Here is a 13,735-nt window from a genome sequence, read left to right as displayed (position 1 = left end):
CCGGATCAGCACGGTGAGCGCTGCGAACAGCACCACCGTGAGTAGGACGAACACGAGATCAGCCACGGAAGGACTCCTTGACGAGGGGTGGCAATGCTTGCGGGATGAAGCACAGCGCGCCGCGATATCCCTTGTCATCGGCGTTGACGCGTTGACTACGCCGCCCGGACGCTTGTTGACGCGCTTTTGACGCCGGCGCTGACAGCGGGCCATCAACAAGCAGGCCGGGGCCGCACCAAAGGCGTTAACAGCCGGGCGGACGGCCGCCGGCCGGGCGTATATCTACAGTCATGACGATGTCCAACGACGTCCGGCACGAGGCGATCGTCTGCGTCCGGCTCAAGACCACCATTGCGGGCAGTCACCTGCTCGAACACCTGCGCGCCCAGCCTTTCGTGACGTCGGCCTGGTGGATCGCCGCCGACATCGACGCCGTGGTGCTGCTGTCCGCGCCCAGCATGCGCGAGCTGCACCGGGCCGTCGCCGACCTGCGGCTGCTCGGCGGCGCCCAGGACGCGGACACCCACATGGTCCTGCGGCAGATGAGCCTCACCGCACAGCCGCGTTGAAGAGGCGTCAACGCTCTCGCCATCGGCGCGACCCGCCGCGTATGCCGGCCGCCATGGACATCCACCTGGTCCCCGCGGTGTCCGCCGCGGCGCCGCTGCGGGAGACCCGGGCGGCGCTCGACGCATCGAGAAGGGCCGGCTGAGGCCGGACAGCTCCTTCGCCCTCTCCCACTCCATCGTCGCCGCGCTCCTCCGCAACCAGGAGGAGTACGTCGAGCAGGCGACCGCCGACGTCTGGCGGCTGGAGCAGCAGGTCACCGGCGGCACCGTGGAGGACCCGGAAGCCTTCCTCACCGACCTGTTCCGGGCCCGCCACGGGTTGCTCGCGGTGCGCGGCGCTGCACCACGCGTTCAAACGTGCCGGCTGGCTTTACGCGGTGCGGCGCAGCAGATCCTGCAGCGTCTCGCGGCGCACCAGGGTGCGGACGGTGCCGGCGGCGACGCCGAGGACCGCCGGGCGGCCGACGAATGTCTCCCGGCGGTGGTGGTAGGCGCCGGTGCCGGCCACCGCGACCAGGTCGCCGACCACGACGTCGGCCGGCAGTTGTACGGCGGCGACCGGCGACTGCTGCTCGTCGTCCGCGCCGCCGACCATCGTCACCGGCTGCAGCGGCGCCGGCGTCTCTCGGCCGATCAGGTAGGCGGTGTGCCGGCCCGCGCACTTCTCGGCGGTCAGGCAGTCGGGCACGCTGCCGTCCAGCACGACGGTGCGCCGGCCGTCCACGTCGGCGAGCGCGCCGATCCGGTGCAGGGTCAGGCCCGCCCGGGCGACGATCGCCCGGCCCGGTGAGACCGTCAGCCGCGGTTCGGGGATGCCGAAACGTTCCGCGGACAGGCGCAGCATGCCCCGGATCCGGGCGGCGAAGGCGGACACCGCGAACTCGTCGTCGCCGTCGGCGTAGGGGACCGCGTGGCCGCCGCCGAGGTTCAGCGCCGGCACGGTCACCCCCAGCCGGGCCCGGATCACCGCGGCGAAGGCCATCGTCTCGCGCAGGCACGACTCGAACGCCTGGAAGCGGCTCAGCTGGTGGCCGATCGAACAGTCCAGCCCGGCCGGCACCAGGCTCGGGCTCGCCAGCACCGCACCGACAGCGGCGAGGGCGATCGTCGTGCCGAGCGGCACGCCGTACCGGCAGCGGCCCCGGCCGGCCGACGGCAGCACCCGCAGCAGCACACGCTGCCCGATCGGTGCCCGCGCCGCCACCGATGCGACCTCGCCGATCGAGCCGACCACGATCGCGGCGCCGCAGGCGAAGGCTGCCTCCAGGTCGACGACCGACTTCGACCGGCCGCACAGCACCAGGCGCGCGGGCGGAATGCCGGCCAGCAGCGCGCTCTTCAGCTCGGCCGCCGAGGTGACATAGCCGCCGAGACCTTCACTCGCGATCCACCGCCCGGTGTCCGGGGTGAGCCCGGCCTTGGCGCTGTAGGAGACCGCGTCCGCGCCGAACGCGGCCACGTACTCGGCGCAGCGGGAGCGCACGTCGGCCTCGTCGAGCACGTGCACCGGGCTGCCGTACCGCCCCACCAGGGTGGTCATCCGGACCCCGCCGACCAGCAGATCGTCCTGCGGCGCCCAGCGCGCGGTGACCGGCCACACGGTGGGATCGAGGGCGGGCCGCAGGGATGTACGCAGGGAGGGCAGTAACTCGGTGAGCGTCATGCCCCGACCGTGCGCGCCGATCAACGCGCACGGAAGGGCGGTGACGCGATGTTCACGCCGGGCCCGACGATGTTGACGCCGGCGATATGCCGCCGTTAACAGGTTGTCAACGTCCGCGCGCCGGGCGTACCAGAAGTGTCAACGCCCCTGGTCAGCCGCGCGCCGGCGGGCTGCGATGGGGTCGTGGACGAGGAACGGGATTCGACAGCGGCGTTCGAGTTCGCGGCCGGTGCGGCCGCGGTCATCGCGGCGGCGTTCATCGCCGCGGCGGCGTTCGGCTGGGCCGAGCCGGCCGCCCGGGTCCTGACCATGGCGGTCGCCGCCGGGCTGGTGGCGGCGGTGCTGACCGACTGGCGCGCCCGGGCCGCTGTCGCGGCGCTGGCGGCACTGATCTTCGTCGGTTTTCTCGCGCACCGGTTCGGCCAGCTCAGCGGTGATCCGGCGCCCTGGCGGTACACGCCGGTCATCGGCTTGGCGGCCCTGCTCGGCGGAAGCCGGGGATGGCTCCGGGCGGCCCGGCACCGCGTTACCCGCCTGCACCTTTTACCCCACGGCGTGCTGCGGACGCGCGGATTTTGACGGCTTGTTAACGCCGCACGTGCGGAGGCGGACGGTCTCCGGTGTCAGACTTTCCGCGACGGAGCGCGGCCCCACGATCGGGACTTGTGTGCGTAACCGACGTGGGAGGGCCCGATGGCCGTTACGGAAACCGATCATGCGCCGGCAAAGGTGCGTGACTGGCTGCTGAAGGGCCTGACCGACCGGTCCCAGCGGCACCAGGGCCCGCACGCGCAACCCCACGAGGAGAAGCCGCACTCCTGGTGGAAGGTCATGTGCCTGACCGGCGTCGACTACTTCTCCACGCTCGGCTACCAGCCCGGCATCGCCGCCCTCGCGGCCGGGGTGCTGTCCCCGATCGCCACCCTCGTGCTGGTCCTGGTGACCGTTTTCGGCGCGCTGCCGGTCTACCGGCGGGTGGCCGCGGAGAGCCCGAACGGCGAGGGCTCGATCGCGATGCTGGTCAAACTGCTCTCGTTCTGGAAGGGCAAGCTGTTCGTTCTGGTGCTGCTCGGGTTCGCGGCCACCGACTTCATCATCACGATCACGCTGTCCGCCGCCGACGCGACCGCGCACATCGACGAGAACCCGTTCCTGCCCGCCGGTCTCCGAGGCCACCAGGTGCTGATCACGCTGGTGCTGATCGCGCTGCTCGGGGCGGTCTTCCTCAAGGGCTTCACCGAGGCGATCGGCATCGCGGTCGGGCTGGTCGGCGTCTACCTCTTCCTCAACGTCATCGTCGTGGGCGACGGGCTGTGGCGGGTGCTGACCCACCCGCACGCCGTCGGCGACTGGACCGAGGCGCTCACCACCCAGCACGGCAACCCGGTGATGATGGTCGGCATCGCCCTGCTCGTCTTCCCCAAGCTGGCGCTCGGCCTGTCCGGCTTCGAGACCGGTGTCGCCGTCATGCCGCACATCAAGGGCAACCTGCCGGCCCGTATCCACGGCGCCAAGCAGCTGCTCACCGCGTCGGCCGGGATCATGAGTGTGTTCCTGATCAGCAGCAGCGTGGTGACCACCGTGCTGATCCCGCAGGACGCGTTCCAGGCCGGCGGCGAGGCCAACGGGCGCGCCCTGGCCTACCTGGCGCACGAGAACCTGGGCAGCGTCTTCGGCACGATCTACGACGTCTCGACCATCGCGATCCTCTGGTTCGCCGGTGCCTCGGCGATGGCCGGGCTGCTCAACCTGGTGCCGCGCTACCTGCCCAAGTTCGGCATGGCGCCGTCGTGGGCGCGGGCGGTCCGGCCGATGGTGCTGGTCTTCACCGGCACCGCGTTCCTGATCACGGTCGTCTTCGACGCGAGCGTGGACGCGCAGGGCGGGGCGTACGCGACCGGGGTGCTAGTGCTGATCACGTCGGCGGCCACCGCGGTGACCCTGTCGGCCTGGCGGCGGCACCAGCGCGGCCGCACCATCGCCTTCGGGATCATCGCGCTGATCTTCGTCTACACCACCATCGCGAACGTGGTGGAGCGCCCGGACGGCGTGAAGATCGCCGCCTGTTTCATCGGCGCGATCCTCGTCGTGTCGCTGCTGTCCCGGATCTACCGGGCGTTCGAGCTGCGGGTGACCACGATCGACGCCGACGAGGTGGCGGCCGGTTTTCTGCGCGAGTGCGGCCGCCGGCAGATCCGCCTGGTGGCCAACGAACCGGACAGCCGCGACGCCCGCGAGTACCGCGAGAAGATCGCCCAGATCCTCGCCGACAACGACATGGCCGACGACCGGGACGTCATCTTCGTCGAGGTGACCGTGGTCGACGCCTCCGACTTCGAGACCGAGCTGCACGTCCGCGGCGAGGTGCTGCACCACCGCTACCGGGTGCTGTCGATGGAGAGCTCGTCGGTGCCGAGCGCGATCGCCGCGCTGCTGCTCTGGGTCCGCGACACCAGCCACCGGCGGCCGCACATCTACTTCGAGTGGACCGAGGGCAACCCGGTCGCGAACTTCGCCCGTTACCTGATCTTCGGCCAGGGCGAGGTGGCCCCGGTGACCCGCGAGATGATCCGCCAGGCCGAGCCGAACCGCAGCAGCCGCCCCCACGTCCACGTCGGCTGAGGGTTGCGTATACGTATAGGTGTGCGTACCTTGAGGCCGAGGGGGAAGCATGCCGAACAAAACCATCTACGTCTCCGATGAGGACCTGCCGCTGTTCCAGCGGGCCCAGGAACTCGCCGGGGGCACGCTGTCCGCGGCGATCAGCATGGCGCTGCGCCGCTTCGTCGAGGTTGAAGAGGGCCGGCGGCAGGGCTTCGACGAGATCGTCGTACGGGTCGGGCCCGGCCTGGGCCGTAAGCAGCGATTCCTCGGCCTGCTGCTGGGCCAGTGGGAGCGCTCGGCCAACTCGGGCACGGAGAGCTTCAGCGTCTACCGATCGCCCAGCGAGAAGTTCGTCGTCCACATCGAGCGCTCCGAGGCACACCAGAACGTGAGCCCGGGCGCGGAGAAGTGGAACACCGGCTGGCGCGCCTGGGTGGGGGACTGGAGCGCCAACCAGACGTGGGTGCGGACGCCCGCCGAGTCCAGCCTGCACGTCGCCGCGACCCTCGACGAGCTGCGGGCGATCCTGCCGGCCGAGCTCTACGAGCACGTCGTCCGCGTCGCCGATCAGCCCCCCATCGAAGACCTCGACATCTGAGAGAGGAACGACATGGTCGCAACGGCGATCGAGGTCCACGGTCTGGAGAAGTCGTACCGGGACCTGCACGTGCTGCGCGGCGTCGACTTCGACGTGGCACGGGGCAGCATCTTCGCTCTGCTCGGCTCCAACGGAGCGGGCAAGACCACCGTCATCCGGATCCTGTCCACGCTGCTCAAGACGGATGCCGGGACGGCCACCGTCAACGGGTTCGACGTCGCCACGCACGCACCGGACGTGCGCGAGTCGATCAGCCTCACCGGCCAGTTCGCAGCCGTCGACGAGATCCTCACCGGCCGGGAGAACCTGGTGCTGGTCGCCCGGCTGCGGCACCTCAAGGACACCGGCCGGATCGCCGATGAGCTGCTTGAACGGTTCGCGCTGACCGACGCGGGCGGGCGGCGGGTGTCGAACTATTCGGGTGGCATGCGCCGGCGCCTGGACATCGCGATGAGCCTGATCGGCAGCCCGCCGGTGATCTTCCTGGACGAGCCGACGACCGGCCTGGATCCGGAGGCGCGCATCGAGGTGTGGCGCGCGATCAGGGAGCTCGCCGCGGGCGGCACGACGGTGCTGCTCACCACGCAGTACCTTGACGAGGCCGAGCACCTCGCCGACCGGATCGCGATCCTGCACGAGGGCCGGATCATCGTGAACGGCACCCTCGCCGAACTCAAGAAGCTGCTTCCGCCGGCCAAGGTCGAATACGTGGAGAAGCAGCCGACCCTCGAGGACGTCTTCTTCGCCATCGTCGGAGGTGGGAAGTGACCGCGCACTTCATCGGCGACACCGGCACGCTGCTGGGCCGGTCGCTGCGGCACGTCTCGCGCAGCCTGGACACCATCGTCACCACTGCGATCATGCCGATCGCGTTCATGCTGCTGTTCGTGTATGTGTTCGGCGGCGCCATCGACACCGGGTCCGACTCCTACGTGGCCTATCTGCTGCCCGGCATTCTGATCATGACGATCGCCTCGGGTGTCACGTACACCGCGTATCGCCTTTTTCTCGATCTGCGGAGCGGCATCCTCGAACGCTTCCAGTCGATGCCGATCGCCCGCTCGGCGGTGCTGTGGGCGCACGTGCTGACCTCGCTGGTCGCCAACCTGATCTCGCTCGTGGTCGTCGTCGGCGTCGCCCTGGTGATGGGTTTCCGGTCCGGCGCCGGGGTGCTGGCCTGGCTCGCGGTCCTCGGCAGCCTGCTGCTGTTCACCCTCGCGCTGACCTGGCTGGCCGTCATCCCCGGCCTCACCGCGAAGAGCGTCGACGGCGCCAGCGCCTTCGCGTACCCGCTGATCCTGCTGCCGTTCGTCAGTTCGGCCTTCGTGCCCACCGGCACCATGCCCGGCCCGGTGCGCGCTTTCGCCGAGCACCAGCCGGTGACGTCCATCGTCAACACGATCCGCGACCTGTTCATGCAGCAGCCGGTCGGCAACGACATCTGGATCGCTCTCGCCTGGTGTGTCGGCACCCTCGTCGTCGCCTACGTCGTCGCGACGGGCGCCTACCGCCGCAAGATCTCGTAGTCGAGCGCGGCCCCTGCCCTCTCCAAGGTATAACGCAGGTGGGGGCTTGCGGCAAGGCCGGTGTCATACCCCAGAATCGTCGACCGAAGCCCACACGTCGAGGGGATCGCTGTGCTCGAGCCGTACGTCATGGATCTTCGAGAGATTGATGCGACGCAGGTCGCGGCCGTCGGTGGCAAGGCCGCGCACCTGGGGGAGTTGACCCGGATCGACGGTGTCCGGGTGCCGGCCGGCTTCTGTGTGACCACCGCGGCGTGGCGGCGGACGGTGGCGATCGACGACCAACTGGACCGGTTGTCGCGGCTGGGTCTGGCCGACCGGGTGGCCATCGCGGGCCTGAGCGCGGAGATCCGGCGAACCATCGAGGAGGTCGCCGTCCCGAGTGATCTGGCGGCGGCGGTCGACCCCGAGGTGGCCTACGCCGTGCGGTCCAGTGCTACCGCGGAAGACATGCCTACCGCGTCGTTCGCGGGCCAGCAGGACACCTACCTCAACGTCGTCGGGACGGCCGCGGTCCTGGCGCACATCGGCCGGTGCTGGGCGTCGCTTTTCACCGAGCGGGCGGTGACCTACCGGCTGCGCCATGGCATCGATCACCGGACCGTCCACATGGCCGTCGTCGTCCAGGAGATGGTCTTCGCGGAGGCGGCCGGCATCCTCTTCACCGCCGACCCGGTCTCCGGCAATCGGAAGGTGGCCACCGTGGACGCCGGGTTCGGTCTCGGCGAGGCACTGGTCGGCGGCCTGGTCGACCCGGACGTCTTCAAGGTGCGCGACGACGCCATCACCGAGCGGACCATCGCCGCCAAGCAGCGCGCCGTGCAGGCCGTGCCGGGCGGCGGGACGCAGGTGGTGGCGATCGACGGGGACCAGCCGGCACTGACCGATGCGCAGGTCATCCGGCTCGTGGAGCTCGGGCGGCGGATCGAGGCGCACTTCGGCCGGCCGCAGGACATCGAGTGGTGCCGGACCGGCGACGACTTCGCGATCGTGCAGAGCCGGCCGATCACCACGCTGTTCCCGGTCCCGGCGGTGACCGACGACGCGAACCACGTCTACCTGTCGGTCGGCCACCAGCAGATGATGACCGACGCGATGAAACCGCTGGGCCTCTCCATGTGGCAGCTGACCGCGATGGCGCCGATGCTCGAGGCCGGCGGCCGGCTGTTCGTCGACGGCACCCGGATGCTGACCGGGGCGACCGCCCGGGCCAGTTTCCTGGCCATGTCGGCCCGGTCCGACCCGCTGACCGCGGACGCACTCCGGACCGTCCTCGACCGCGGCTTCATCCCGGAGGTCGCGGATGCCGGCGCCGTGGTGCCGCCGTCGCACGGTGGTAAAGCCCCGGTCGAGGCCGATCCGGCGATCGTGCCCGTGCTGATCGAACGCAGTCAGGAATCCACCGCCACCCTGCGGCGGGACATCGCGGCGAAGACCGGGCCGGCGCTGTTCGACTTCCTGCTGGAGTCGTTCCAGGAGCACAAACGGGTCCTCGGCGATCCGGAGAGCATGCAGGCGATCATGGCCGGGATGGGCGCCACCTGGTGGCTCAACGACCACTTGCAGGAGTGGCTGGGCGAGAAGAACGCGTCCGACACGCTCAGCCTGTCCGCCCCCGGCAACATCACCTCGGAGATGGGCCTGGCGCTTCTCGACGTCGCCGACGCGATCCGCCCGTACCCCGAAGCGGTGGCGTTTCTGCAGGATGGCGGCTCCCTGGCGGAGCTCCCGCCCGAGCCGCGCGCGGCCGTCGAGGGCTACCTCGACAAGTACGGGATGCGGTGCGCCGCCGAGATCGACATCACCCGGCCGCGCTGGAGCGAGCAACCGGGCACGCTCGTGCCGCTGATCCTCGACAACATCGAACTCTTCGAGCCGGGGGCCGGGGCGCGGCGCTTCGAGCAGGGCCGGCGGGAGGCGGAGGACAAGCGCCGGGACATCCTGGAACGCTTGCGGGCCCTTCCGGACGGGGAATCAAAAGCGGACGAGACGGTACGGGTGATCGACCGGCTCCGCGCCTTCATCGGCTACCGGGAGTACCCGAAATACAACATCATCTGCCGCTACTTCGTCTACAAGCAGGCCCTGCTGGCCGAGGCCGACCGACTCGTGCAGACCGGCGTGCTCACCGACCGCGAGGACATCTTCTACCTCAAATTTCACGAGCTTTCCGAGGTCGTACGCTCCGGAAAGGCCGACGAAGCGTTGATCGAGCAGCGCAAAGCGGGGTTCGAGGCGGACCGGGCGTTGAAAACGCCCCGGGTGCTCACGTCCGAGGGTGAAACCGTCGAGGGGTCCTACCGGCGCGACGACGCCCCGGCCGGCGCCCTGGTCGGCCTGGCGGTCTCGGCCGGCACCGTCGAGGGCCGGGCCCGCGTCATCCTCGACATGGCGCAGGCCGACCTCGAAGCGGGCGACATCCTGGTCACCGCCTACACCGACCCGAGCTGGTCACCGCTGTTCGTGGCGATCACCGGCCTGGTCACCGAGGTGGGTGGCCTGATGACGCACGGCGCGGTGATCGCCCGCGAGTACGGCCTGCCGGCCGTGGTCGGCGTGCCCGACGCGACCCGGCTGATCGCCGACGGGCAGCGGATCCGGGTGCACGGCAGCGACGGTTACATCGAGCTCCTGCCCGACTAGAGAGTGCGGCTGCGCTGGTCCAAGCCGAGCGGACCGTACGGGTAGTCGGCCGCGGCCAGGTCGCTCGCGTCGTCCAGCGCGGCCGTCTCCTCCGCGGTCAGGTGCAGCCCGGCCGCCTTGAGGTTGGCCTCCAGCTGGTCGACCGTGCGGGCGCCGAGGATCGTCGAGGTCACCGCGGGCCGGTCGGTCACCCAGGCGAGGGCCACCTCGGCCATCGACACGCCGCGCGCCTCGGCGACCCGCTGCACCGCCTCGATCACGTCCCAGGTGCGGGCGGTGCCGCGCCGGTCCCACGCCTCCATGCCCCGCCCCGGGTCGTCGCCGAGCCGGGTGGCGCCGGTCGGCCGCTGGTCGCGCCGGTACTTGCCGGTCAGCCAGCCGCCGCCGAGCGGGCTCCACGGCAGCAGGCCCAGCCCGGCGTCGAGCGCGGCCGGCACGATCTCGAACTCGATCTCGCGGACCAGCAGGCTGTACTGCGGCTGCAGGCTGATCGGGCCGGCCAGCCCGAGCGACTGCGCCAGCAGCACCGCCTTGGTGAGCTGCCAGCCGGTGAAGTTGGAGAACCCGTAGTAGCGGATCTTGCCGGCCCGTACGAACCCGTCCAGCGTCCGCAGCGTCTCCTCCAGCGGCGTCACCGGGTCCCACGAGTGCGCCTGGTAGAGATCGACGGCGTCGACGCCGAGCCGGGTCAGCGACGCGTCGAGCGCCCGGGTGAGGTGCCGGGCCGACAGCCCGGCGCCGTTGGGGTCGGCCGCCATCGGGAAACGCCCCTTGGTGGCGAGCACGATCGTCTCGGTGACCTCGGCTGGCCGCGACGCCAGCCAGCGCCCGATGATCCGCTCGGACTCGCCGGCCGAGTAGACGTCGGCGGTGTCCACGAACGTGCCGCCGGCCTCGACGAACAGGTCGAGCTGAGCGTGCGCCACCTTCTCGTCGGATTCGTTGCCGAAGGTCATCGTGCCGAGACAGAGGCTGGAGACGGCGCATCCACTGCGCCCAAGCGTGCGGTATTCCATTCCGCCAACCTAACTCGCCGACAGCGCGCCCAGGAGCCGGTCGATCTCGTCGGCGGTGTTGTAGTGGTAGATGCTCACCCGCACCGCGCCGCCGGTCGCCCGCAGCCCGGCCGCCTCGAAGTACTCGACCGCGTAGTAGTCGCCGTGCGAGACGCAGATGCCCTGCTCGCCGAGCATTTGGGCGGTCTCGGCCGGGGCCTGGCCGGCGATCCGGAACGACACCGTCGGGCAGCGGTCGGCGCCGGCCGGGCACAGGGTCAGCCCGTCGACCGCCTTCAGGCCGGTCAGCAGCCGCTCGACCAGGCGGTTCTCGTGCTCGGTGGCCGCCGCCATGCTCGCCAGGAGCCGGGTGCGGCGATCACCGGTGGCGCCGGCCAGGCCGGCCAGATGGTCGACCGCGGCGGTGACGCCGGCCAGCAGCTCGAAGCTCAGCGTCCCGTACTCGAAGCGGTCCGGCGTCCGGTCGGACGACGGGATCAGCTTCACCGGGAGCAGCGGGGCCAGGACGGCCGGGTCGGCGACCAGGGCGGCGTAGTGCGGGCCGGACCACTTGTAGGCGCTGGTCACGTAGAAGTCGGCGCCGAGCGCGGCAACATCGGTCGGTCGATGCGCGGTGACGTGCACGCCATCCACGTACACCGAAGCTCCCGCCGCATGCGCGACGCCGGCGATCTCCCGAACCCCCGGCATGGTTCCGGTGGCATTGCTGGCCGCGGTCACCGCGACCAGCCGCGTACGCCCATTGACCAGCTCTTGATATTGCGCCACCGGCAGCTCACCGCTCGCCAGGTCGACCTCCGCCCACCGCACGGTCGCCCCGGCCGCCGCGGCGGCCTGCACCCAGGGCCGGACGTTGGCGTCGTGGTCGAGCCGCGACACCACCACCTCGTCGCCCGGACCCCAGCCCTGCGCCAGCGTGCGCGCCGCCAGGTAGGTGAGCGCGGTCGCGCTCGGCCCGAACACCACCCCGGCCGGATCCCCGCCGACCAGGTCGGCCACCGCCGCCCGGGCCGCCTCGACGATCTCCCCGGACCGCCGGGCGGGCTCGTGCGCGGTGCCCCGGTTCGACACCGCGGTCCGCATCGCCCCGGCGATCGCGGCGATCACCGGCTCGGCCGGCTGAGTGCCGCCGGCCCCGTCGAAGTGCACGAAGCCGTCAGCAAGAGCGGGATAGCCGGCCCGAACCCGGTCGATATCGAGGATCATCATCCGACCCTAACTTCTATGCCCGCGCCGTCACGATCGCCGGGGCCGGATCCTCGTCGGCGTCCGGGAGTGGCATCTGCCAGTCGATCAGCTGCTGGCGGGTGAGGGTGAGCGTGTTGTGGCCGACCCACTGCTCGACGATCCGGCCGGCGCGCAGGCGGAACGTGTGGATCTCGCTCTCCACCCCCTGCGCTCCGGTGGGCGGCAGGCCCAGGAACGGGCCGGTGTTGTGCCACCGGATGCTGAACCGCAATGCCACCCGGTCGCCGCCGGCGTCGGCGAACTCGTCGTGCAGGGTCACCGTGAGTCCCGGGTGGGCCTGGTGGAACGCGGCGATGAAGGCCTGGATGAACGCGGGCCCGGTGACGCCCCGGCGGAACGGCGTGTAGAAGACGACGTCGTCGGCGTACAGCTCGTCGAGGGTGTCGTGGTCGGCGGCGGCCAGGGCTTTGATGTAGCGGACGCCGAAGGTCTCGGACATGGGTTTCCTCTCGGTCGGACCGGTCGGCCCATACGACGTGGAATACCCGTCGCCTGTGACATGCGGCGCGAAGTAGCGTGCGAGCGGTGTCCGATCTTCAGCGCCACCGCGCGTTGCTGTTCCAGTTGGCGTACCGGATGACCGGCAGCGTCGCCGACGCCGAGGACGTGGTGCAGGAGACGTGGCTCCGCTGGCACGCCGTCGACCCGGCAACGGTCCGCGACCCGCGCGCCTACCTGGTGCGGACGGCCACCCGGCTGGCGATCGACCACCTTCGCCGCGAGCGGACCCGCCGGGAGGCGTACATCGGGCCGTGGCTGCCGGAGCCGCTGGCGAGCGGTGCCGATGAGCCGGTGGAGCGGGCCGAGTCGGTGTCGATGGCCGTGCTGGTGCTGCTGGAGACGCTGTCGCCGCTGGAACGGGCGGTGTTCCTGCTGCGCGACGTCTTCGAGTTCGGCTACCCCGAGGTGGCCGAGGCGGTCGGCCGCGGTGAGCCGGCGGTGCGTCAGCTGGCCGCCCGGGCGCGTGCCCATGTGCGGGCGGGCCGCCCGCGGTACACCGCCGACCCGGACCTGCGCCGCCTGGTCACCGACCGGTTTCTGCAGGTCTGCCTGGGTGGCGATCTGGCCGCTCTGATGGCGGTGCTCGCGCCGGATGTGGCGCTCTGGGCGGACGCGAACGGCTCCGGCGAGATGCCGCGGGTGGTCCTGCACGGGGTGGCCGCGGTGGTGGAGTTCTTCCGGGACTCGGCCTCGCGCTACCCGCCGGGCCTGACGGCGCGCGCCGCCGACCTCAACGGCGGGCCGGCCGGCGTGCTCGCCGCCGCCGGTGAGGTTTTCGTGGCGGTGCTGCTCGACCTCGACGAGCAGGGCCGGGTCGCGGTCATCCGGCTGATCCGCAACCCGGCCAAGCTCACTCGGCTCAGTTGATGACGCGGATCCGTATCGCGTCGATGGCGGGGGTCTCGTTCGCCCGCTCCATCATCGGGATGCGGTGCGAGCCGTCACCGGCCCAGGAGGCGCACTGTGCGGTGCCCTGCGTCGGCAGACCGGCGACCTGGATGGTCACCGTGTCCGGCGCCTTGCTGCCCTGCTTGTCCTCGGTGGCCACGAAGAACGCGGGCACCGGCGACGGGTCGGGCGCCTCCCGGGTGGAGGCGAGCATCCGGCAGGCGGTGTGGAAGTGGCCGCGCTCGATGCCGTTCTGCAGCACCGAGCTCTCCACGTAGTAACCGCCGGCGCCGGCCGCGAGGAACCGGTCCCGGATCAGGTTGCGGGTGCTGACCTTGAGCGTGAACGGCGTGTTGACCTTGACCACGTTCGGCGCCTGGGTGATCAGCAGCGACGAGTTGTTGGCGGCGCTGGAGACCTCACCGAACTCGGTGGAGACGCAGCGGTCGCCCTTCTGGAAGCCGTCGTGCGCCAGCAGG

General features: G+C 71.0%; 12 protein-coding genes and 1 pseudogene. 8 read left to right on the top strand and 5 right to left on the bottom strand.

Going from position 1 to position 13,735, the window contains the following annotated elements; translation table 11 throughout:
* Window positions 1–296 precede the first annotated feature (296 nt).
* Window positions 297–569, top strand: coding sequence for an Lrp/AsnC ligand binding domain-containing protein (locus tag Adu01nite_RS34250; RefSeq protein WP_203733355.1), 273 nt, complete (start codon window positions 297–299; stop codon window positions 567–569).
* 370 nt (window positions 570–939) lie between these two features.
* On the opposite strand, the gene Adu01nite_RS34245 is transcribed toward Adu01nite_RS34250, so the two are convergent.
* Window positions 940–2,232, bottom strand: coding sequence for a diaminopimelate decarboxylase family protein (locus Adu01nite_RS34245; RefSeq protein ID WP_203733354.1), 1,293 nt, complete (start codon window positions 2,230–2,232; stop codon window positions 940–942).
* Between the two features lie 183 nt (window positions 2,233–2,415).
* Here Adu01nite_RS34245 and Adu01nite_RS34240 point away from each other — a divergent pair, with 183 nt between their 5' ends.
* From Adu01nite_RS34240 to rph, 6 genes are all read left to right on the top strand, one after another.
* Window positions 2,416–2,811 carry a hypothetical protein gene (locus Adu01nite_RS34240; RefSeq protein ID WP_203733353.1) on the top strand — a complete coding sequence of 132 codons (396 nt, stop codon included), beginning with the start codon at window positions 2,416–2,418 and terminating at the stop codon, window positions 2,809–2,811.
* Window positions 2,812–2,925: 114 nt separating this feature from the next.
* Window positions 2,926–4,854 (top strand): APC family permease, encoded by a 1,929-nt coding sequence (locus Adu01nite_RS34235; protein ID WP_203733352.1) that lies wholly within the window; start codon window positions 2,926–2,928, stop codon window positions 4,852–4,854.
* A 49-nt stretch (window positions 4,855–4,903) separates the two neighbouring features.
* A complete protein-coding gene (locus Adu01nite_RS34230; RefSeq protein ID WP_203733351.1) occupies window positions 4,904–5,434 on the top strand; it encodes an EXLDI protein in 531 nt (176 codons plus the stop codon).
* Between the two features lie 12 nt (window positions 5,435–5,446).
* Entirely contained in the window at window positions 5,447–6,202 is a 756-nt protein-coding gene (locus Adu01nite_RS34225; RefSeq protein ID WP_203733350.1) for an ABC transporter ATP-binding protein, read from the top strand.
* Window positions 6,199–6,960, top strand: coding sequence for an ABC transporter permease (locus tag Adu01nite_RS34220; protein WP_203733349.1), 762 nt, complete (start codon window positions 6,199–6,201; stop codon window positions 6,958–6,960). Before Adu01nite_RS34225 ends, Adu01nite_RS34220 begins: the two co-directional genes overlap by 4 nt.
* 111 nt (window positions 6,961–7,071) lie before the next feature.
* Window positions 7,072–9,603 carry a rifamycin-inactivating phosphotransferase gene (gene rph / locus Adu01nite_RS34215; RefSeq protein ID WP_239132903.1) on the top strand — a complete coding sequence of 844 codons (2,532 nt, stop codon included), beginning with the start codon at window positions 7,072–7,074 and terminating at the stop codon, window positions 9,601–9,603.
* Here rph and Adu01nite_RS34210 read toward each other — a convergent pair.
* Genes Adu01nite_RS34210 through Adu01nite_RS34200 form a run of 3 tightly spaced genes read right to left on the bottom strand, consistent with a single transcriptional unit; the run spans window position 9,600 to window position 12,306 of the window.
* Window positions 9,600–10,619 carry an aldo/keto reductase gene (locus Adu01nite_RS34210; RefSeq protein WP_239132902.1) on the bottom strand — a complete coding sequence of 340 codons (1,020 nt, stop codon included), beginning with the start codon at window positions 10,617–10,619 and terminating at the stop codon, window positions 9,600–9,602. The genes rph and Adu01nite_RS34210 overlap by 4 nt on opposite strands.
* Before the next feature lie 9 nt (window positions 10,620–10,628).
* Window positions 10,629–11,825 carry a cysteine desulfurase-like protein gene (locus Adu01nite_RS34205; protein WP_203733348.1) on the bottom strand — a complete coding sequence of 399 codons (1,197 nt, stop codon included), beginning with the start codon at window positions 11,823–11,825 and terminating at the stop codon, window positions 10,629–10,631.
* 16 nt (window positions 11,826–11,841) lie between these two features.
* On the bottom strand, window positions 11,842–12,306 hold the full coding sequence (locus Adu01nite_RS34200) for an ester cyclase (RefSeq protein WP_203733347.1): 465 nt from the start codon (window positions 12,304–12,306) through the stop codon (window positions 11,842–11,844).
* 86 nt (window positions 12,307–12,392) lie between these two features.
* On the opposite strand from Adu01nite_RS34200, the gene sigJ reads away from it, so the two are divergent.
* Window positions 12,393–13,235, top strand: coding sequence for an RNA polymerase sigma factor SigJ (sigJ, locus tag Adu01nite_RS34195; protein ID WP_275414731.1), 843 nt, complete (start codon window positions 12,393–12,395; stop codon window positions 13,233–13,235).
* Here the strand turns inward: sigJ and Adu01nite_RS34190 are convergent.
* A pseudogene (locus Adu01nite_RS34190) lies at window positions 13,228–13,735 on the bottom strand (Pecanex-like protein 1); the annotation flags it as partial. The gene sigJ and the pseudogene Adu01nite_RS34190 overlap by 8 nt on opposite strands.

The organism is Paractinoplanes durhamensis, from assembly GCF_016862175.1.
GTDB lineage: Bacteria > Actinomycetota > Actinomycetes > Mycobacteriales > Micromonosporaceae > Actinoplanes > Actinoplanes durhamensis.
Note: the sequence above shows the minus strand (reverse complement) of the source record. Positions and strands in the feature narration are given on the sequence as shown.